Source organism: Pseudoalteromonas sp. S2893, assembly GCF_005887105.1.
In the GTDB taxonomy this organism is placed as follows: domain Bacteria; phylum Pseudomonadota; class Gammaproteobacteria; order Enterobacterales; family Alteromonadaceae; genus Pseudoalteromonas; species Pseudoalteromonas atlantica.
The window spans coordinates 15,072-35,597 of record NZ_PNCY01000058.1; the positions used below are offsets into that span (position 1 = coordinate 15,072).

The window sequence follows — 20,526 nt, forward strand, 5'->3', positions numbered from 1 at the left end:
AACTAATTAAATTAAATGACGCAAATGTGACAACACCCTATTTAGATCAGCAGGTTATTAAGGTTTTAAACGTTTTACCTAGGCGTGTGAGCTAATCGCACTCCCAAGCAATATAGCGTTAATGGGCCATGTGCAGCTTATAAGTAAGTGCATATCATTTAGCTGTCACATCATTGAGCTAATATGACCCTGCTACAAAAAATGCACTTCGGGTAGCATAAATACATACGCAATTTAAATAAGACAAACTATGCGATTTAATCCCTTTATTAGCCATCGGCTTTTAACAAACAGTATTATAGCTATGGCGTTATTAGCCATATTTTTATGTGCCTATTTAGGGGAACTCAAAGCGCTGCAACACATACAATGGCTCGATATTATTGGTGAGGGCGGCATAGTGATTATGACCCTAACTTGGATTGTTGCCTTACTTATTTCGCGCCCGCCGGGCAAAGTTACTCGTTATTTGGTGCTTGGGCTTGGTTTATTTATGTTCTCGGCCACGCTCGATTTGCTCGATGAATGGTTAATGCAACCTGTGCAGCAGTGGCTAAGCTGGATAGAGTCACTGCCAGCCCCCGTTGGGATGCTGCTAACCAGTTTAGGTTTATACCATTGGCACCAAGAACAATATGTTTTAAATAAACAGCTAAGGCGCCGTGAAGCACATTTACGTGAGCACGATAAAGTATGCCCTGTTACCGGTGTTTATACAGCCGAATACTTACAAAGCGTTTTAAACACCCAGCTTAAGGCGCCGCAGCCAGTTTTATTAGCCGCTATTGATATACGCGACTTCGCTAGTTTTAATAATGAGTTTGGTTTTAGCGAAGGGGATCGACTGCTACGCGAAATAAGCGAGCTTATACTAATGAACTGTCGGTTAAGCGATGTGGTATGTCGTTATGCGGGAGACTGTTTTATGGTACTAATGCCAGCCACATCAAAGCAGCAAGGCCAAGAGCTTCTTAGGCAAATAACAGCCGCATTAAAACATTGTGCTTTTAAAGTAGAAGGCTCTGGGCTTGCTAAGTTTCAGTGCGTGACTACCCACATCATACAAGCGCAAAAAAGTGATACAGCTCACATGCTAATGCAACAATTGCACAGCGGCCTACAACTACAAAAACAACAAAGAGCCACCAGCAGTGAACAGTTATGTTAGCTTAAGTGACAAGTATTTAACTGCACAGGGGCTTATAACTGCCGTTGTAGAGCTTGCGCAAAGTAGGGGGGTTGCCCTACATAAGTTGTTACGCGGCACCGGGATTTTTGAGCAAGATTTACTCAGCGTTGAGCATTGCTTTAGTTTAGAGCAGCAAGTTAAATTACTAAGTCAATTTAAACGCCTAATGAACACCCCCGACAGCGGTTTTTTACTAGGGAGTCAATTAGTTAACGATTCAAGTAGCGCAGCACAAAGTGTATTGTACAGCGCTAAACTAGGAGCGGCACTGTTACAAATACAGCGAGCGCGTTTACAGCTTTGCCCTTTGTTTTTTAGTCAGCACTATGTAAGTAATCAGCAATTTTATATGTTTTTAAATGCTGCTACAGGGCTTGATGACGATCTACATAACTACATTTTAGAAATTTACAGTGCTGCGTTTTATAGTTTATTAAAGCGTTTAAGCCCGCACTATCCGCAATGTGAGTTCGACTTTAGCTTTAAGCGACCGCGTCATATTCATCAGTACGAGCAACATTTAGGTTTAAAGCTGCGTTTTGAGCAGCCAACAACTCGTTGGGTAATTAGCAAAACATTACTTCGCCAAGCTAACCCGTACGCCAGCGAATTACGCTTTATGCAAGCACGCGCTCAATTGGCTGTAAAATCACACGAAAAATACACCTTTATAGAGGCTGTTTGGCGCTATTTACACACTTATAACGAGGCAAGTTTAGAGCAAACCGCCCAGTATTTTGCCATGAGCCCAGCCACGTTTAAACGAAAACTAAAATGCCATAATATGCGCTTTTCGAGCTTAGTTGATGAGCAAAATAAACATAAAGCCATTTATTTACTTACCTTGCGCGCTAAGTGCAATGAGCATGTTGCTGAGCGTTTGGCATTTTACGATATTCCTAACTTTAGGCGGGCATTTAAACGTTGGACAGGGCTAACCCCAAGCCAGTTAAAAGTATAAAGCGCACAGGTTAATACTTCTTTTAAAAACCCGCAGCCTGCTCAATTACTATTGCATGGCGCTGCGCTAAACGCGTATGGTCTCTGTCGTAGCCGCCACCAATAACACTGGCAATAGCGGTGTTATGTTCAAGGCAGCGCTTAAACACTATATGGTCACGCTGTTTAATGCCGTCCCAGCTTATATCTAGTTTGCCTAAGCCATCGTCTTGCCAAATATCTACACCGGCATCGTATAGGACTAAATCGGGGTTGAGTTCTTTTAGTAAAAACTGCAGCGTATCATCCACAATGCCTAAGTATTCTGCGTCTTGCATATTGTTAGCAAGGCCTATGTCTAAATCGCTGGGGGATTTTCTAAAAGGGAAGTTTTTTTCGCAGTGTATAGAGCAGGTATACGCATACGGCTGATGTGCAAGCATTGCAGCTGTGCCATCGCCTTGGTGTACGTCTAAATCAAAAATGAGCACGTTGGTCACTTCACCGCTTTGTATTAATGTTTGCGCGGTAAAGGCTAAGTCGTTCACCATACAAAAACCTGAGCCAAAATCAGTGTGTGCATGGTGCGTACCGCCTGCTAAATGACAGGCTAAGCCATGCTTTAATGCTAAGCGTGCAGTTTGTAACGTGCCTTGTGGGGCGGTGAATGTGCGGTCCATTAGCGGTTGCGACCAAGGTAAGCCAATGCGGCGCATGGCTTTTTCGTCTAGACGGTTATGCCATAAATCGTGAATGTAGTTTTCGCAGTGTACCAGTTCAAGTGGTTCAGGGGAGCCCAAAATAGGCTCTACTAAATTATTACCTGCAATGCCTAAACCTTTAACCTGCTCATATAAATGAGCAAATTTACTCATTACAAATCGGTGCTTAGGGTCAAAGCTAAACGAATAATTACTGTGATAGACCAAAGGTAAGTGAGGGTTTAGGCGCATAACCGTATCAATAATAAAGTTTGCGCTATGGTAATAAACTTAACTAAGGGAGTCTATTGCCGTTATTCAATCAATGAAGCAAGCTCGCGATGAAGTAATTTTTCATCGGCTAAATTAAGTTCAACTAACCGTTTTAAATAGGTAATGCTGTTTATATCTATATGGTGGCAATTAAGGCCGATGTGTTTATCTTCTATGTGGCAAATAAACACCTCCATTTTTATTTCTATATCGCTTTGTGGCAAGGTAAAGCGCAAGGTGGCTTCGCTATTTTTTGTGCCACTAAATGCCGCGCATTTAGTAATGAGTGCGCCATGTAAAGATACATCGAGTAATTTGCATGGGTAGCTCTCTCCTGCAAATTCTAATTGCGCCGCGGTTGAAAAAAGAATACGCGAGAACTGACGTCGATTTTCCATAAAACGAGTTGCCTTTATTGTAATATTTAAATCAAGCATAGCGGGAAATAACCCATAGCGATAAAAAATGGCATAAAAAAACCCCGCATAAATGCAGGGTTTGTTATATCAGTTAACAATTAACCAATTTTTTTATACTTAATACGCTTAGGTTGTGCAGCTTCTGCGCCTAAGGTCTTTTTAAGCCACTCTTCGTATTCAGTGTAGTTACCATCGAAGAAGTTAATTTGGCCTTCGTCGCGGTAATCTAAAATGTGTGTTGCAATACGGTCGAGGAACCAACGGTCATGCGATATACACATTACACACCCTGGGAACTCTAAAATAGCGTTCTCAAGGGCGCGAAGTGTTTCAACATCAAGGTCATTGGTTGGCTCATCCAGTAGTACTACGTTACCACCCGCTTTTAAAAGCTTAGCAAGGTGTAAACGGTTGCGCTCACCACCTGATAAGTCTTTTACAAACTTTTGCTGATCGTTACCTTTAAAGTTAAAGCGGCTAACGTATGCACGGCTTGGGAACTCAAAGTTACCAATTTTTAGTACGTCTTGTCCGTCAGATATTTCTTCAAATACAGTTTTGCTTTCGTCCATATTGCCACGGAACTGATCAACCGTTGCAAGCTCTACAGTTTCACCTACGCTAATGCTGCCGCTATCTGGTTGCTCTTCGCCGCTTAGCATTTTAAATAGGGTTGATTTACCCGCGCCATTGGCACCGATAATGCCCACAATCGCGCCTTTTGGCATACTAAAGCTTAAATCGTCGATTAATACGCGATCGCCAAAACTCTTACGTAAGTTATTAACTTCAAGCACTTGGTCGCCTAAACGCGGACCAGGTGGAATAAATAGCTCGTTAGTTTCGTTACGCTTTTGGTAATCAGACTGCTGTAGCTCACTAAACTGCGCCATACGCGCTTTAGACTTAGCTTGGCGACCTTTAGGGTTTGAACGTACCCACTCAAGTTCTTGAGCAATTGATTTTTGACGTGCTTTTTCAGATTTTTGCTCTTGTTGTAAGCGCGCATCTTTTTGCTCAAGCCAAGAAGAATAGTTACCTTCCCACGGAATACCTTCACCACGGTCAAGCTCTAGTATCCAGCCAGCTACATTATCAAGGAAGTAACGGTCATGCGTTACCGCCACAACAGTGCCTTCGTAATCATGTAAGAAGCGCTCAAGCCAAGCAACCGACTCAGCATCTAAGTGGTTAGTAGGCTCATCGAGAATAAGCATATCTGGTTTTTCGAGTAATAAACGACAAATAGCAACACGGCGGCGCTCACCACCTGAAAGGTGCTCAATTTTAGCATCCCATTCAGGTAAACGAAGTGCATCAGCAGCGCGCTCTAAAACGTTATCGATGTTGTGGCCATCGTGCGCTTGAATGATTGCTTCAAGCTCACCTTGCTCTTTTGCTAGGGCGTCAAAGTCAGCGTCTTCCATTGCGTACTCGTTGTACACTTCGTCAAGGCGATTAAGGGCATGTTTTACTTCGCCAACAGCTTCTTCAACTATTTCGCGTACTGTTTTGCTTTCATCCAGTACTGGCTCTTGCGGTAAGTAACCAATTTTAGTACCAGGTTGAGGGCGGGCTTCACCTTCAAAGTCTTGGTCAACACCGGCCATAATGCGAAGTAATGTAGATTTACCAGCACCATTTAAACCTAGCACACCAATTTTAGCGCCAGGGAAAAAGTGCAACGAAATATCTTTTAAAATTGTGCGCTTAGGTGGCACAACTTTAGATACTCGACTCATCGAGAATATAAACTTATCAGGTAAAACCATGGAGGAAAGCCTTCAAATAATAATAAAAATTTCAATGTTGTATTGTAGTGGCTCACAGGTGAAACAGTCAACGAATGGCGGGTTTTAAAGCGCTAATGGCTGCAGGTTGATAAAGTATAAAATCATGAATAAATTTCATTTAGACATCTATACATCTAGAGGTTGATATTTTTAGCATACTGTTCATAATGAGAGCGTATAAATTCTCGGTTTTTATGAGTAGGAGTAAAAAATATGCCAATTACAGTGAAAGACGAGCTACCGGCTATTGCCCGTTTACGTGAAGAAAACGTGTTTGTAATGCCAAAAAGTCGCGCAAAAACGCAAGAAATTCGTCCTATGCGTTTGGCTATTTTAAATTTAATGCCTAATAAAGTAGAAACCGAAGTGCAGTTTATTCGTTTGCTTGCCAATTCTCCTTTGCAAGTAAATGTAGAGCTATTACGCCTAGATACGCACCGCAGCAGTAGCAACTCAGAAGAGCACCTAGATACCTTTTACCGTTATTTTTCAGAAGTGAAAGACAATAACTACGATGCGTTAATTGTTACCGGCGCGCCACTAGCACACCTTGAATACGACGATGTAGCCTACTGGGATGAGCTAAAAGTGATTATTGATTGGGCAGAGCAGCACGTTACCTCTACGCTGTTTTCGTGCTGGGCGGCGCATGCGGCACTGTATCACCGTTACAATTTAAAACGCGATTTAAAAGAAGATAAACTTTGTGGTGTGTTTACTCACCAGTGTTACTTTGATCACGGAGCACTTACTCGTGGCTTTGACGATACCTTTTTAGTGCCGCACTCACGTTATGGCCACATTGATATAAATAAAATAAATGCCTGCGACGATATAGTGGTATTGGCAGGCTCTGAAAAAGTAGGCGCTTACTTAATGAAAAATAAGTCGGGCAGCCAAGTGTTTATAACCGGCCACCCAGAATACGATGCCGACACATTAAAAGCAGAGTACGAGCGCGATTTACAAAAAAGCCCTGATGCGCCAAAACCCGAAAACTATTTTCCAGATAACGACGCAAGCAAAAAGCCGTCAAAAACGTGGCAAAGCCATGCTTTTTTGCTGTTTTCGAACTGGTTAAATTACTACGTGTACCAAACGACCCCTTATGATATTAATTTAGTTAGCCAAGATGTGAGGACTAACAACTATGCAGAATAACGTGCAAAACAATAATAAACACAGCGAATTAAGCGCTGCATTAAAAGAGCGTATTTTAATTTTAGATGGCGCCATGGGCACCATGATCCAAACTCACAAGCTTGAAGAAGAAGACTACCGAGGCGAGCGCTTTAAAGACTGGCACGAACTAATTAAAGGCAATAACGATTTATTAAGCCTTACAAAACCTGAGTTAATAACCAATATACACCGCAGCTTTTTAGCCGCCGGTGCAGACATTATTGAAACCAATACCTTTAACTCAACCACTATTTCGATGGAAGATTACGACATGGCAAGCATAAGCCGTGAAGTAAACCTAGAGTCGGCAAAACTCGCACGCGCAATATGTGACGAGTTCACCGCCAAAAACCCAGAAAAACCCCGCTATGTAGCGGGTGTTTTAGGGCCAACCTCTAAAACCTGCTCAATTTCGCCAGATGTAAACGACCCAGGCTATCGTAATATTACCTTTGATAAGCTGGTTACTGCGTATGTTGAGTCTACCCTTGCACTAATGGAAGGCGGCGCCGATTTAATACTTATCGAAACCATTTTCGACACGCTAAATGCAAAAGCGGCCTCATTCGCAGTAGAAGAAGCATTTGAGCAAGCAGGGCGCACATTACCCGTAATGATCTCGGGCACAATTACCGATGCCTCTGGGCGTACGCTTTCGGGGCAAACCACCGAAGCATTTTATAACTCTATTCGCCATATTAAGCCGCTTTCTATAGGCCTTAACTGCGCTCTAGGGCCAGATTTACTTCGCCAATACGTAGAGGAACTTTCGCGCGTATGCGAAACATTTACCTCAGTACACCCAAATGCCGGTTTACCTAACGAATTTGGTGAGTACGACCTAGAAGCAGAGGACATGGCGAAAGAGATTATAGACTGGGGAAAATCGGGCTTTATAAATATTGTTGGTGGTTGCTGCGGCACCACGCCTGCGCATATTCGTGCGTTTGCCAAAGGGCTTGAAGGCGTTAAACCTCGCGCGTTGCCAGAGCTTGATGTTCGTATGCGTTTATCAGGGCTTGAAGCCTGTAACTTAAACTAGGAGCCAACATGACCCAGCAAATTGCAGTATTTACCAATGTTGGCGAGCGTACCAACGTAACCGGCTCTGCCATGTTTAAACGCTTAATCATGGAAGAAGACTATGAAGCAGCGCTTACCGTTGCTCGCGAGCAAGTAGAAAACGGCGCCCAAGTTATTGATATAAACATGGACGAAGCCATGTTGGACTCAAAAGCGGCCATGGTTAAGTTTTTAAACTTAATTGCCTCAGAGCCCGATATTTCTAAAGTGCCTATTATGGTCGACTCCTCTAAATGGGAAGTAATAGAAGCAGGCCTTAAATGTATTCAAGGCAAGGCTATTGTTAATTCAATATCGCTTAAAGAAGGGGAGGAGCCGTTTAAACGCCAAGCTAAAATTATTAAACGTTTCGGCGCTGCCGCTGTTGTAATGGCGTTTGATACCGACGGCCAAGCCGACACCGCAGACCGCAAATACGAAATCTGTGAGCGCAGCTACAAAATATTAGTCGAAGAGATTGGTTTTCCGCCGGAAGATATAATATTCGACCCCAATATATTTGCCGTAGCCACCGGTATAGAAGAGCACGACAACTACGCCGTAGAATTTATTGAAGGCACACGCCGCATTAAGCAAAACTTACCGCACTGTAAAGTGTCGGGCGGGGTGTCTAATGTCTCGTTTTCGTTTAGAGGTAATAACCCCGTACGCGAAGCCATTCACTCAGTGTTTTTATACCATGCGATAAAAGCGGGTATGGATATGGGTATTGTAAACGCAGGGCAACTTGCGGTTTACGACGACATCCCCGAGGAACTTCGTAAAGCCGTAGAAGATGTAATCCTTAACACCGACCCCGGTGCAGGTGAGCGCCTTGTAGAAATAGCCCCTAAGTTTTCGGGTATGGCACAAGCCGAACGCGTAGAAGATTTAGAATGGCGCACATGGCCTGTTGAAAAACGCCTAGAGCACGCCCTTGTTAAAGGCATTACCACATTTATAGATGAAGATACCGAAGAATGCCGCGCAGCTGCCGATAAACCTATTCACGTAATTGAAGGGCCATTAATGGATGGCATGAACGTGGTAGGGGATTTATTTGGCGCAGGTAAAATGTTTTTACCGCAAGTTGTTAAATCGGCCCGTGTAATGAAACGCGCAGTGGCCTACCTAGACCCATACATAGAAGCTGAAAAAGAAGAAGGTGCCACTAACGGTAAAGTGGTTATGGCCACCGTAAAAGGCGACGTGCACGACATAGGTAAAAACATTGTAGGCGTAGTACTGCAATGTAATAACTACGAAGTAATCGACTTAGGCGTAATGGTACCTGCCGAAAAAATACTGCAAACCGCGATTGACGAAAAAGCCGACATAATCGGCCTTTCGGGTTTAATTACCCCATCGCTTGATGAAATGGTACACGTAGCCAAAGAAATGACCCGCCGAGGTTTTGAATTACCACTTATGATTGGCGGCGCTACGACCTCTAAAGCGCATACTGCCGTTAAAATTGAGCCGCAGTACGACAAAGGCGTAGTGTATGTAAATAACGCCAGCCGTGCGGTGGGCGTGGTATCAAGCTTATTATCTAAAGAGCTAAAACCGGCCTTTTTAGAAAAAACTAAAGCCGAGTACGAAAAAGTACGCGAGCAACAAGCGCGCAAAAAGCCACGTTCAAAACCAGTTACCATACAGCGTGCCCGCGATAACGCAGCCAAGCTTGATTGGGATAACTACACGCCACCGGTGCCTAAAAAGCTGGGCGTGACCGAATTTAAAAATGTATCAATTGCGACTTTACGTAAATACATAGATTGGACCCCGTACTTTATGACGTGGTCAATCGCTGGTAAATACCCGCGCATAATGGACGATGAAGTTGTTGGCGAGCAAGCACGCAGCTTATTTAAAGACGCTAACGACATGCTCGACGACCTTGAAAAGTCAGGTGCTTTGCAACCTTTAGGTGTAATTGGTTTATTCCCTGCAAACCGCGTGGGTGATGACATAGAAATTTACACCGACGAAACCCGCAAAGAGCTGTTAACTACCTCATGCCATTTACGCCAGCAAACCGAAAAAAACGACTTTGCTAACTATTGTTTAGCCGACTACATTGCGCCAAAAGGCAAACCTGATTACTTTGGCGCGTTTGCAGTAACGGGCGGTTTAGAAGAAGACGACCTAGCCGACGCGTTCGATGCCAAGCAAGACGACTACAATAAAATAATGGTAAAAGCGGTTGCCGACAGGCTCGCAGAAGCGTTTGCAGAATACTTGCACGAACAAGTGCGCAAAGAGTATTGGGGTTACGCAGCCGATGAAAACTTAAGTAACGATGAGCTAATTCGCGAAAACTACCAAGGTATTCGCCCTGCACCGGGTTACCCAGCGTGCCCAGAGCACACCGAGAAAAAGAAAATTTGGCAGTTACTCGATACCGAAAAACGCATTGGCATGCAGCTCACCAGCTCATACGCCATGTGGCCAGGGGCTGCGGTTTCGGGCTGGTATTTCTCACACCCAGAGGCAAAATATTACGCCGTAGCCGCTGTGCAAAAGGATCAGGTAGAAGATTACGCCAAGCGAACTAATATGACGCTCGAAGAGGCTGAAAGGTGGCTGTCGCCTAATTTGGGGTATGAGCCAGAGTAAAAGAGCAGCGGTCAGTTTTTAGCTGTCAGCTATCAGTAAAAGAAAAACGAGCCTAATTTGGCTCGTTTTTTTATAAAGCTATTTAGGGAGATTGTGACGAATAAAACTATATTGAGCTATTTTAGTGCAAACAAAGCTTGTTTTTAATTTAGGTAATTGATTGTTTGCATAATTTTTGCAAATGTAATTATAAGGTGATGTAACTAAAGTCGTTTTGGTTGTGGTAATGCCTATAATAAATCTAATAAAATGTTGCGATATATACATAATTTAGAGTGTATCTAAAAAACATATTTTAAAGATGAAGTTTTGAACGCAAGTACAAAAGCAGTGAACTCTGGAATAGATGCTTTATTAGGATTCGAATTTCAACGTAACTGCGCGCTATATTTATTACTAAATGATTACGAACAATTCAAAAGAAGAGAATTTTTCCTATGTATAGAACATCATGATGATTTTTTATTTTGCTACAGAACAGAATGCCGCAGTAATATAGAAGAAGTTCATTCTTATCAGGAAAAAAACTCTCTGGTAATGTGTGGACGATAAATGAACGGTTTTCTGAGCTTGTAGCTAAAATACTTGAGGTTGGAAATGGGTTAATTAATGACCCCACACCTAAATGTGCAAACTATACCCATGAGTTATCGTTTGTATCAAATACCGATATCAAACTTAATTATAAGCCATCAAAGAAAGAAAAACAAAATGGCAAAGAAGAAATTACTTACCTTCTAAATGAGCAAAACAGTAAATGTATTTATGGTGCGATTTAAAGAAATTTATATAAATACGCTGGAAATAACTGCAAAATGAATGTAATAAGGATATAAGCTCACTTCTTTTAATTTATAAGAAATATACACACTATCCGTCATGGCAATAAAAAATAATATTAATCAATTTGATAATTAAATAAAGGAATAATAACTTGTCGAAGCAAATGAAACTCAAAGTTAATAAATGTCGAATAGTTTTTTTTGATTTAGAATTTTATGTCCCAGAGTCTAGTCGAGTAAAAACTGGGCTATGCTACAACCCTTGGGACAAAAAATGTAAATTGTTAGGAGGCTCATTTTTAGTTGCTAATCCTGAAAATGATTTTCAGATAAGTGAAGGTGAAGTTTTAAAAAAAACGGAATCTTTTTGGTTGTGGGATTTTAAAGATGAAAGAGAGTTGCTCGTAACTATATATGAGTTGCTGAAAAAAGCTTTATTAGTTGTTCACAATGCGCATCAAAAAAGGGTTTCGCCTTTGCTTTGCGGTATCGGTATATCTTCATCAGATGTTCCAATTTTGATTGAATTATTTAAAAGGTATCAGATATTAAGTAATGCTGAAGCATTTAAATTTCAAAGTCATTTTAGGGTAATAGACTTATCTCAGTTGGCTATTGCCTGTTTTAACAATTCGAATGAATACTTATACCCAAAAGTAAAAAATGATTTACTCAGAAAGTATATTCCCAATAAGAATTTTGCGTCAGGAAAAAGTGTTTGGAATTTATATGAAACAGGTAAATATGGAGAAATTAACTCTAGGGTTGTAGAAGAAATAGCAGCAACACACGCTTTATATAAATATATCTTATCAGACTATCGAAAATTTAAAAGATTGGAAAAAAATGATAAAACTAATTTTAAATTAGAGGACCAAGTAAGCTAAAAATATATTTAGTTAGATTCATTTTCTTCGTTTATTATAAAGCAAAACCGCCACAGGGCGGTTTTTGCGTTTAGTGACCTACCAAAGCTTATTAAAGCCACTTACCGATAAAAATTTCAATAAACCAATCCTAAGTGGTAGGCTAAAAAAGTAGCAATTATTCAAACCGTTCTCGCGCAACAAGGCATTCCTTTAAAGCGCTTTGCCAAGGAGTTAAATATGATCACGCTTACCGTTAATGGTAATAAACATGAGTTTACAGGCGATCCGTCAACGCCGGTGCTTTGGTATCTTCGAGATGAATTAAATTTAACCGGACCTAAGTTTGGCTGTGGTATGGCGCAATGTGGTGCGTGCACCATACATATTGATGGCGTAGCGCAGCGCTCGTGCATATTACCGGTATCGGCTGTGGCAGGGCGTGCTATTACCTCTATTGAAGGGTTAAGCGAGCAAGGCGACCACCCCGTGCAAAAAGCCTGGGTTGAGCATAAAGTGCCGCAATGTGGGTTTTGTCAGTGCGGGCAAATAATGCAAGCGGCAAGCTTATTAGCAGCTAACCCCAACCCAACTGATGATGAAATAGTGAGTAATATGTCGGGCAATATTTGTCGTTGTGGTACATACCCACGTATTCATAAAGCGATTAAGTCGGCGGCTAAAACCATGGCGGGGGTTGAATATTTTGACCCCAATGAACAAGGGGAAGAGGTATGAAAAACGACAATACATACTTTGACCTAAACCGCCGCCAATTTTTAAAAACCAGCGCAATAGGCGCATTAGTATTAGGCACTTATTTTGTAGGCAGTGCACCAAAAGCGTTTGCAGGCGTGTTAGAACAACCGTCTGAGCAAGCAAAACGTGCCAACTTATTTATAGCGCTGCGCCCCGATGGCATGGTTGAAATAACCTGTCACCGCTCTGAAATGGGCCAACAAATTCGTACCGCCATTGCCCAAATTGTGGCAGACGAAATGGAAGCCGCGTGGGATAAAGTCGTGGTTATTCAAGGTAAGGGCGACCCTAAATATGGGGATCAAAATACCGATGGCTCGCGCAGTATTCGCTACAACATGCAGCGCCTACGCGAAATGGGCGCAAGTGTACGTTATATGATGCAGCACGCAGCCGCTAAATATTGGAAAGTTGAGCCGCAAACCTGTACAGCTAATCAGCACGTAGTTACCCACAGCTCGGGTAAAACGCTTGCCTATAAAGACTTAATCGACCTCGCGCTTGGTACTACCCCGCCAGAGCCAGACAAGTTAACACTTAAAACACGTAAAGAATGGCGCTATATAAATACCGGTATGGCGCACATAGATTTAACCGATTTAGTAACCGGTAAAGCCACATTTGCTGCTGATGTTCGCGAGCCAAAAGCGCTGGTGGCTATGATTGAGCGCCCGCCGGTAGTAGGTGGCGTGCTTAAATCGTTTGATGCCAGCGCCGCTAAAGCAATTAATGGCGTAGTTGATGTTATTGAAATGCCTGTACCAAAAGGCGCGCCGCAATTTCAGCCAAAAGGCGGCATTGCTATTGTTGCTAAAAATACCTGGGCTGCATGGCAGGCGCGTAAAGCACTAAAGGTGGTGTGGGATGATGGTAAAAACGGCGATTATAATTCAGAGAGCTTTAAAAAGTCCTTATTACAAACCGTTAATGAGCCGCAAACGCATGTACGCGAAAAAGGCGATGCAGCCAGCTTATTGGCTAAATCGAGCAATAAGTTAGTAGCTGACTACTATGCGCCGCACTTAGCTCAAGCACCAATGGAACCACCTTGCGCCACGGCGATGTATCATAAAGACCGCGTTGATATATGGGCAGCAACGCAAAATCCGCAAGCCGATATGAAAACCGTAGCCGCACTACTTGGTATGGATGAGAGCCAAATTAACGTGCATGTAACCATGTTAGGTGGCGGGTTTGGGCGTAAATCAAAACCTGATTTTTCAGCAGAGGCCGCCTACATTTCAATGAAAGTAGGGCAACCTATTCGCGTACAATGGACGCGAGAGGATGATATTCAGCACAGTTTTTATCATGCGGTATCGGCTCAACATATTGAAGCGTCACTAGATGAAAAAGGTAATATCGAGGCTTACTTACATCGTACGGCGTTTTCACCAATTATGTCGACCTTTCAAGAAGGCGCAACGTCGCCTGCAGGTTTTGAGCTGCGCTTAGGCTTTACGGATAACCCTATAAACTCACCTAACTTAAAGCTAGAAAACGGCGAAGCACCCGCTAAAACAAGAGTGGGCTGGATGCGTTCGGTATCAAATATTTTTCATGCTTTTGCTATTCAGTCATTTATAGCTGAAGCTGCGCACAAAGCAGGGCGCGACCAAAAAGACTATTTACTTGAAACCATAGGCCCTGATCGCATTTTAGATGTAACCGAGCAAAATGCCTCGTACGATAACTATGGCGCCGATAAAGATCTTTACCCATTAGATATTGGTAAATTACGCCATGTTATTGAAAAAGTGGCTGAGATAAGTAAATGGGGCCGAAAGCTGCCAAAAGGTCGCGGGTTAGGCATTGCTGCGCACCGCAGCTTTTTAACGTATGTGGCTACTGTGGTTGAGGTAGAGGTATCGGATGCTGGTGATTTAAACGTGATTAAATCGTGGGTCGCTATTGATGCGGGTACGGTTGTAAACACCGATACCGTAAAAAATCAAACGCAAGGTGGCTCTATTTACGGTATTACAACCGCAATTAGCGACGGTATTACTTTTGATAAAGGCCGAGTACAGCAAAGTAACTTTCATGATTATCGCGTACCGCGTATGAGCGATTCACCACTAGAGGTAGAAGTAGAAATAATACAAAGCGATGCACCACCAGCAGGTGTAGGCGAGCCCGCAACACCGGTTTACGCCCCTGCATTGTGTAACGCTATTTTTGCCGCTTGTGGTAAACGCATTAGGCAACTGCCTATAGGTAATCAATTAAAAGCGTAAATAACGTCCTTTTTTAGCCGTTAAACAAAAAAACCGCCAAATGGCGGTTTTTTTATTCGTAAGTCTATGTCTTTTCAAACTCATAAATTACATATTTTGTTCACTAAATTTGTATTGACCTGGTTCGGTTTAAACGCACTAATATGTTTAGGTATATTGGCTTGTGTATATTCTAGAAGAACATATTCATAAGATTGCGGCTCAATAACTTCCTCAAGTAGGTAGTTCTGCTTAGATTTTTTACTAAATAATACTGAGTAGTTTTTTAAGTCTGCATGTGTAAACTGGTTAGCTCTATAAACATGAAAAGACTCACTGTTTGTGGCAACAAAGCTGTTGAGGATAGAGGACCAATCTGCGTACCACTCAGAATCTTCAAATGGTGTACTGCCTATAATAATAATAGCTTTATCATTATTATAGTCATCGCATAACTGTTTTTCTGAAGATGTTTGTTCAGCTGTTACTACCCCAGTGCAGCCCATTAGGCTAAAAGCAAAGCACCCTAATAGGATTTTTTTCATTTTAGTATCCTATATAGAAAGTGGAATCATCTGATTGTTTGAAATTGATGATTGGTTAAAAAAGTGCTTAGCTTCATAGTCGAATGTTGAAGCCGATAGCTGCTTATCGAAGTGAGGAGAATCCATCCTGGTAAAATCGCCTCCCCATCTAAGCCCTCTTTTTTTCATTGCATCAATAAATTTAATGGCTGAAGACGTAGCACTTTTAGTTTTAAAAGCTGTTGAGTTGTTCCAATTAGAGCCATCAACAATATTTAAATCTAAAGCATGCCCAATATAATGTTGGCTGCGTTTTGCTGGCGTTACTACAGCGCCATTTGGAGAAACTCCAAGCTGCCTTACTGTCTGGTTTAAAACCAATTTTAAACCTAGTTTTTTTGCTTCAATGTTCATTGCTTTTATCTCAGTAATTAAAGTTGCTGAAACTACAAATTCACCTTTCAATACATTTTGGTTTGCAATTAATTTGAAGTTAGGATTGAGCTCTATATTAGTAAAAGTTGCTTCTCTTAACCTTAGCAAGTCACCTGTACATCGAAAATTGCTAGCGGCCCAGATATTAAGCTCTCGACGAGTAGCTTTGTCAGTTTGCCCAGAGGTACTTCCCTTAAAGGTGGGCAGTTGATTAATAACCCTTAAATTTTTTAATCGATACGGGGCCGATTTTGCGTTCCATTGGAATAACTTTAATGCGTGTGTAGTTTTTAAGCCAAAATCACCATCAATTTTTGATTTATATGTTCCTAATTTATTAAGCAGTATTTGTAATTCGGATACAAAAGAGTGATTAGCTATGTGACTTTTTCCTTCCCAGATTTGTTTTTTGTCATTGTCTCCTCTTTGAAGAGAAAAGCCACCAAATAAATCCGTCACACCAGTTAAAGCTGACACTACAGCATTGTTATTCATATAAGTTCCTTTAAATTAATAGTTAACCGCACTTATTCCATCGCGATTGCAATATTACCTATAAAAGAATATAACTAAAGATAAAAAATAGGAACAATATTTTTCGTTAAGTCATTATGGATACACCGTAAAATAGATAGTGTCAAAGCCGTAATTTAAACAAATATTTTTAAATTATTTAAGGAAAGCTTTATTCAATTTAATTTAGGTCGTTACTAGTAAACAAAAAAACCGCCAAATGGCGGTTTTTTTAGAAGTTAGCGATTAGTGAGTTTTTTCAAACTCGTCTACTTCGCGCTCTGCTTCTTCTTTAGATTTACCATACTGCTGCTGGATTTTACCTACTAGCTCTGTACGGCTACCTTCAATTTTGTCTAAATCGTCGTCAGTAAGATCGCCCCATTTTTGTTGAGCCTTACCTTTAAGTTCGTTCCAATTACCTTTCATACGATCGCTATTCATAAGTATCTCCTTACTTAGCTTTAATTAACGTTCAGTATAAAAGGAGCAAAGCGTGTACCAACCAGTCAAATTTTTATTTTGTGTTTATAATCATTAATTTATATATTTAAGCGAGGCGTTACTTTTATTGCAACGCGTATGTTCTTAAAAAATGTACAGAGCGGTCTGTAATTATTTCTGATTATGGATACGCGTAAACTCATCTGCTTTTGCGGCGCGTTTATTTTTGGTTTTTGTTACAATGCGCACAAAGCAATTTTGGGTAAATAGCAGTGCTGCCGGTTCAAAACATATATCAACAACTTCTAACTACATTACAAAGTAACCCCATAACGTTATTACAAGCACCGCCTGGTGCGGGTAAATCAACCTGGTTGCCGCTACAGCTTATGCGCGACGACCATTTTAAACGTATTGTAATGCTTGAGCCGCGCCGCTTAGCAGCACGTAATATTGCCAATTACTTAGCACAGTGCCAAAACGAAAAAGTGGGGCAGAGTGTTGGTTTGCGAGTACGCGGCGAGAGTAAAGTAAGTAGTAATACGCGCCTTGAAATAGTCACTGAGGGTATGCTTACCCGCATGCTACAAAACGACCCCGAATTAAGCGATATAGATTTACTGATATTTGATGAATTTCATGAACGTTCAATTGCGGCCGACACTTCACTGGCCTTTGCTTTAGAGACCCAAAGTGCGCTGCGCGACGATTTAACCATACTACTTATGTCGGCCACCCTTGATACCGAGCGCTATACGCAGTTTTTTGATTGCCCGGTTATACAATCAAGCGGGCGTAGTTACCCCATTGACGAAGTATATATACCAATAAAAGATGAGAGCCGCTGGTTAGATGCTATTCCTAATATCGTTAAGCAAGCACTCAATGAGCAAAGCGGTAGTGCATTAGTCTTTTTGCCTGGGCAATTTGAAATAGTACGCGTACAACAGGCCCTTAATGATTTACCAAGTAACTGCCTAGTTGCCACGTTATTTGGCGAGCAAGATAAAGCCAATCAGCAAGCGGCGATTGCCCCTGCGCCTAAAGGTATGCGCAAAATAGTGCTTACCACCAATGTAGCCGAAACCAGTTTAACCATTGAAGGCATTCGCATTGTTATTGATAGCGGCAAACGCCGCGCGGCGAGCTATAACTTGAAAACAGGCGTAACTGAGCTTACAACACAAAGTATATCGCGCTCCTCTGCTGTACAGCGAGCGGGGCGTGCAGGGCGAATAGAGCCAGGGGTTGTTTACAGGCTTGGCTCAAAGCAAACATTTGAGCGACGTAATAGCCACGATAGCCCAGAAATACTCACATCAGACATAAGCCAACTTATGCTGGAGGCAAAACAGTGGGGCGCAAGTATTAGCGAACTCACCTTACTTGATACGCCAACAGCGCAGCAATGTACGCAAGCGGCAAACTTACTAACCATGCTTGAGGCTATCGACTCCAAAGGTAAGCTCACTAAATTGGGCAGCAACATGCTGGGTTTTGGGGCGGATATTCGCTTAGCGCATATGCTTTTAAAAGCGCAAGCGCTTGAGGCAGAACTCCCTGGTATTTACCGTTTAGCACTTTATTTAGTGGCGCTGCTTGAGAGCCGAATAAACAGCGCCAACGAGCTAAGCTTGGCGCTACATAGCCAACAGCAAAGGCCACACCCAGTATTTAAACAGCAGTTAAAATACTGGCAAAGCCGTTTAAAAGTAACCGACAGTAACAGTGAGCTAAACACCGAGTATTTAGGTTTGCTGGTGGCATTAGCTTACCCCGATCGCATTGCAAAAAAACGCGGCAATGGCTACTTACTTGCCAATGGTGCGGGCGCTGATTTAAACACCGATTACTGGCATAACGATGACTACCTTGCTATTGCAAGCATGGGCGGCCATAAAGGCACGCGTATTTTTGCAGCCACCGCAATTAGCCCATTTGAGCTACAAGATTACTTACCGCATTTGTTTACTACGCTTACCCGCTGTGAGTTTGATGAAAAAACCGCGCGCTTTATCCATCAAGACGAAGTAAAGCTCGGCGCTATTACGCTTACAAGCCAACCAAGTAAGCAAAAGCTTGATAAAACCGAGCGCGCCAAAGCGTGGCTTAATTTATTTACCAAACACGGCTTTGCATTATTTAATGAACAACCCGATGCGCAGCAATTATTAATACGCATGAGTTTAGCCAGTCAGTTTATGCCAGATACGTTCCCGGCAATAAGCGAGCAGCAACTTATCGAAACAGCTGATGATTGGTTAGGCGTATATTTACAGGATATAAAAACGCTGGAGCAGCTTAAAAAGTTTAACTACTTTGAAGCACTGCAAAATTGTTTTGACTGGACACAGCAAACAGCCCTAAAAACACTGTTACCGCTTAGGTTAACGGTACCGAGTGGCTCAAATATAAAAATTAATTACCAGCTAGATGGCCCCGCAAAACTTAGCGTGCGCATGCAAGAAGTGTATGGTTTAACAAGTACGCCAATGCTTGCAAATGGCAAACTGCCTCTGCTTATGGAATTACTCTCGCCAGGTAAGCGTTCATTACAGCTTACGCAAGATCTTGCGCACTTTTGGGCTAGTAGTTATCGCGATGTACAAAAAGAAATGAAAGGACGTTATCCCAAGCATTTTTGGCCCGACGATCCAGCCAACAGCGTGGCAACCAATAGAGTAAAAAGCAAAATGTAGGTTTATTAACTTAAAAATGTTTGTTTTATTTTTGAACATGTGAATATAGTGTACCTATAAATAAATCAATACTTTTAATTACAAGGAAGAAGTGATGAAACGACTATTTACATTAGCTTTGCTATTAGTGAGTGCCTTTTCGGTTAATGCTGAAAAGGCACTGGACTTAAACAAATTTGCACAGCATTACTACAACACAATGACCGCCACGCAAGCGCCTAACGCAAGTGAAAAAGAGCTTGAAGCTTACCTTAATTTATTAACAGACGATGTAGGCAGCCAGCACATACCGTATCAAGTAGATGACTCTCGCACAGCAGAGGGTAAAAAACTAATGCGTAAGGGCATGAGTTTTTATTTAGGCGCGCACACCTTATACGAAAGCGAGCTGCTTAATACCTTTATATTTAACAATAGCGGCTTTGCGATTCGTTATAAAAACCACGCTAAGGGCATTCATCCGCAAAGTAAGCAGCCAATCGAGTACACATCAGTAATGATGGAAGTAATAGAAGTTGAAAACGGTAAAGTGGCGATGATCCGTAAATATCACGAATAAAACGTAAAGTGATAAAACGCGCTAGCCATTAAAGCAAAGTTAATGGCTAATTGGGCTGTAATAGCTTTTTGTTGTTATGTGTTTAAACTTCTTTACCACCGTGTTGCTCTGCTAAATCATCTAGCTCGGCAGAGGTGTAATCAAACCCGCTTTCATCATACTCGTAAGTGACTTTTACACTGTCGCCGCCATTAAATAGGCGAGTTTTAACTTGGTTTACGGGCCAATCTTTTAGTACATGCACAAAGCGGTTAGCAACTTGCGAGGTTTCAAAGCGGTAGCGAATTTCTGTTTTCATAAAAAGGCTCTGTTATTGTATGGCTTAGCTAAAAGTGAGTAGTAAAATTACACTATTTAATGCATTACCACCTCTCATAATCTCTTGGGTGTGTTGATTTATAATGGTTGAATTTGCAGCCGTATGTTTGGTTTTAAGGCAAGGCAGAGCCTATGTAACTTGGTTATTCCCCATAAATAGGCGATAACGCAGCATAAAAGCCAAACATGGGCTGCCCGTTGGGTTCTTTCTAGGGGTGATAAACTCTTAGTTGC

Annotated in this window: 18 protein-coding genes; 11 read left to right on the forward strand and 7 right to left on the reverse strand. The window is 41.9% G+C overall.

Going from position 1 to position 20,526, the window contains the following annotated elements:
• Positions 1–250 precede the first annotated feature (250 nt).
• Together CWC04_RS18490 and CWC04_RS18495 are read left to right on the forward strand one after the other, a co-directional pair.
• A complete protein-coding gene (locus tag CWC04_RS18490; protein WP_138686124.1) occupies positions 251–1,168 on the forward strand; it encodes a GGDEF domain-containing protein in 918 nt (305 codons plus the stop codon).
• Positions 1,152–2,150 (forward strand): helix-turn-helix domain-containing protein, encoded by a 999-nt coding sequence (locus CWC04_RS18495; RefSeq protein WP_138686125.1) that lies wholly within the window; start codon positions 1,152–1,154, stop codon positions 2,148–2,150. The genes CWC04_RS18490 and CWC04_RS18495 overlap by 17 nt, the downstream gene beginning before the upstream one ends.
• Positions 2,151–2,172: 22 nt before the next feature.
• Here the strand turns inward: CWC04_RS18495 and CWC04_RS18500 are convergent, their stop codons facing one another.
• The 3 genes from CWC04_RS18500 to ettA form a co-directional block, all read right to left on the reverse strand.
• On the reverse strand, positions 2,173–3,081 hold the full coding sequence (locus CWC04_RS18500; protein ID WP_138686126.1) for a histone deacetylase family protein: 909 nt from the start codon (positions 3,079–3,081) through the stop codon (positions 2,173–2,175).
• 62 nt (positions 3,082–3,143) lie between these two features.
• Complete coding sequence (locus tag CWC04_RS18505; protein WP_004587435.1) at positions 3,144–3,500, reverse strand: PilZ domain-containing protein; 357 nt, start codon at positions 3,498–3,500, stop codon at positions 3,144–3,146.
• Positions 3,501–3,619: 119 nt separating this feature from the next.
• Positions 3,620–5,293, reverse strand: a complete 1,674-nt coding sequence (ettA, locus tag CWC04_RS18510) for an energy-dependent translational throttle protein EttA (protein WP_055252958.1) — start codon at positions 5,291–5,293, stop codon at positions 3,620–3,622.
• Between the two features lie 234 nt (positions 5,294–5,527).
• Here ettA and metA point away from each other — a divergent pair, with 234 nt between their 5' ends.
• The 7 genes from metA to CWC04_RS18545 all read left to right on the forward strand — a co-directional run bounded on the left by metA (position 5,528) and on the right by CWC04_RS18545 (position 14,821).
• Positions 5,528–6,475 (forward strand): homoserine O-acetyltransferase MetA, encoded by a 948-nt coding sequence (gene metA / locus CWC04_RS18515; RefSeq protein ID WP_004587433.1) that lies wholly within the window; start codon positions 5,528–5,530, stop codon positions 6,473–6,475.
• The gene (locus tag CWC04_RS18520) at positions 6,465–7,538 is read left to right on the forward strand and encodes a homocysteine S-methyltransferase family protein (RefSeq protein ID WP_138686127.1); all 1,074 of its coding nucleotides are present in this window, start codon (positions 6,465–6,467) and stop codon (positions 7,536–7,538) included. Before metA ends, CWC04_RS18520 begins: the two co-directional genes overlap by 11 nt.
• Before the next feature lie 8 nt (positions 7,539–7,546).
• Positions 7,547–10,177, forward strand: coding sequence for a methionine synthase (gene metH / locus CWC04_RS18525; RefSeq protein WP_138686128.1), 2,631 nt, complete (start codon positions 7,547–7,549; stop codon positions 10,175–10,177).
• 539 nt (positions 10,178–10,716) lie between these two features.
• Positions 10,717–10,956 carry a hypothetical protein gene (locus CWC04_RS18530; RefSeq protein WP_138686129.1) on the forward strand — a complete coding sequence of 80 codons (240 nt, stop codon included), beginning with the start codon at positions 10,717–10,719 and terminating at the stop codon, positions 10,954–10,956.
• A 155-nt stretch (positions 10,957–11,111) separates the two neighbouring features.
• Positions 11,112–11,846 (forward strand): hypothetical protein, encoded by a 735-nt coding sequence (locus tag CWC04_RS18535; RefSeq protein ID WP_138686130.1) that lies wholly within the window; start codon positions 11,112–11,114, stop codon positions 11,844–11,846.
• A gap of 219 nt (positions 11,847–12,065) precedes the next feature.
• The gene (locus CWC04_RS18540) at positions 12,066–12,563 is read left to right on the forward strand and encodes a (2Fe-2S)-binding protein (protein WP_138686131.1); all 498 of its coding nucleotides are present in this window, start codon (positions 12,066–12,068) and stop codon (positions 12,561–12,563) included.
• Positions 12,560–14,821, forward strand: coding sequence for a xanthine dehydrogenase family protein molybdopterin-binding subunit (locus tag CWC04_RS18545; protein WP_138686132.1), 2,262 nt, complete (start codon positions 12,560–12,562; stop codon positions 14,819–14,821). The genes CWC04_RS18540 and CWC04_RS18545 overlap by 4 nt, the downstream gene beginning before the upstream one ends.
• Before the next feature lie 80 nt (positions 14,822–14,901).
• Here CWC04_RS18545 and CWC04_RS18550 read toward each other — a convergent pair whose 3' ends face one another.
• The 3 genes from CWC04_RS18550 to CWC04_RS18560 all read right to left on the reverse strand — a co-directional run bounded on the left by CWC04_RS18550 (position 14,902) and on the right by CWC04_RS18560 (position 16,716).
• On the reverse strand, positions 14,902–15,345 hold the full coding sequence (locus CWC04_RS18550; protein ID WP_138686133.1) for a hypothetical protein: 444 nt from the start codon (positions 15,343–15,345) through the stop codon (positions 14,902–14,904).
• A gap of 9 nt (positions 15,346–15,354) precedes the next feature.
• Positions 15,355–16,254 (reverse strand): M15 family metallopeptidase, encoded by a 900-nt coding sequence (locus CWC04_RS18555; protein WP_138686134.1) that lies wholly within the window; start codon positions 16,252–16,254, stop codon positions 15,355–15,357.
• A gap of 264 nt (positions 16,255–16,518) precedes the next feature.
• Positions 16,519–16,716, reverse strand: coding sequence for a CsbD family protein (locus tag CWC04_RS18560; RefSeq protein ID WP_002958133.1), 198 nt, complete (start codon positions 16,714–16,716; stop codon positions 16,519–16,521).
• 272 nt (positions 16,717–16,988) lie between these two features.
• Between CWC04_RS18560 and hrpB the strand changes: the two genes are divergently transcribed.
• Both hrpB and CWC04_RS18570 read left to right on the forward strand, forming a co-directional pair.
• Entirely contained in the window at positions 16,989–19,415 is a 2,427-nt protein-coding gene (gene hrpB / locus CWC04_RS18565) for an ATP-dependent helicase HrpB (RefSeq protein WP_138686135.1), read from the forward strand.
• 94 nt (positions 19,416–19,509) lie between these two features.
• The gene (locus CWC04_RS18570) at positions 19,510–19,974 is read left to right on the forward strand and encodes a nuclear transport factor 2 family protein (protein ID WP_138686136.1); all 465 of its coding nucleotides are present in this window, start codon (positions 19,510–19,512) and stop codon (positions 19,972–19,974) included.
• An 82-nt stretch (positions 19,975–20,056) separates the two neighbouring features.
• Here the strand turns inward: CWC04_RS18570 and CWC04_RS18575 are convergent, their stop codons facing one another.
• Positions 20,057–20,272 (reverse strand): hypothetical protein, encoded by a 216-nt coding sequence (locus tag CWC04_RS18575; protein ID WP_004587424.1) that lies wholly within the window; start codon positions 20,270–20,272, stop codon positions 20,057–20,059.
• Between the last annotated feature and the right edge of the window lie 254 nt (positions 20,273–20,526).

What these genes read in the sequence shown, in the direction of transcription:
- CWC04_RS18490 (WP_138686124.1), top strand. Translation starts at nt 251, where the DNA reads ATGCGATTTAATCCCTTTATTAGCCATCGGCTTTTAACAAACAGTATT.
- CWC04_RS18545 (WP_138686132.1), top strand. Translation starts at nt 12,560, where the DNA reads ATGAAAAACGACAATACATACTTTGACCTAAACCGCCGCCAATTTTTA.
- CWC04_RS18575 (WP_004587424.1), bottom strand. Translation starts at nt 20,272, where the DNA reads ATGAAAACAGAAATTCGCTACCGCTTTGAAACCTCGCAAGTTGCTAAC.
- CWC04_RS18560 (WP_002958133.1), bottom strand. Translation starts at nt 16,716, where the DNA reads ATGAATAGCGATCGTATGAAAGGTAATTGGAACGAACTTAAAGGTAAG.
- metA (WP_004587433.1), top strand. Translation starts at nt 5,528, where the DNA reads ATGCCAATTACAGTGAAAGACGAGCTACCGGCTATTGCCCGTTTACGT.
- CWC04_RS18540 (WP_138686131.1), top strand. Translation starts at nt 12,066, where the DNA reads ATGATCACGCTTACCGTTAATGGTAATAAACATGAGTTTACAGGCGAT.
- metH (WP_138686128.1), top strand. Translation starts at nt 7,547, where the DNA reads ATGACCCAGCAAATTGCAGTATTTACCAATGTTGGCGAGCGTACCAAC.
- CWC04_RS18505 (WP_004587435.1), bottom strand. Translation starts at nt 3,500, where the DNA reads ATGGAAAATCGACGTCAGTTCTCGCGTATTCTTTTTTCAACCGCGGCG.
- CWC04_RS18520 (WP_138686127.1), top strand. Translation starts at nt 6,465, where the DNA reads ATGCAGAATAACGTGCAAAACAATAATAAACACAGCGAATTAAGCGCT.
- CWC04_RS18550 (WP_138686133.1), bottom strand. Translation starts at nt 15,345, where the DNA reads ATGAAAAAAATCCTATTAGGGTGCTTTGCTTTTAGCCTAATGGGCTGC.
- ettA (WP_055252958.1), bottom strand. Translation starts at nt 5,293, where the DNA reads ATGGTTTTACCTGATAAGTTTATATTCTCGATGAGTCGAGTATCTAAA.
- CWC04_RS18570 (WP_138686136.1), top strand. Translation starts at nt 19,510, where the DNA reads ATGAAACGACTATTTACATTAGCTTTGCTATTAGTGAGTGCCTTTTCG.
- CWC04_RS18500 (WP_138686126.1), bottom strand. Translation starts at nt 3,081, where the DNA reads ATGCGCCTAAACCCTCACTTACCTTTGGTCTATCACAGTAATTATTCG.
- CWC04_RS18555 (WP_138686134.1), bottom strand. Translation starts at nt 16,254, where the DNA reads ATGAATAACAATGCTGTAGTGTCAGCTTTAACTGGTGTGACGGATTTA.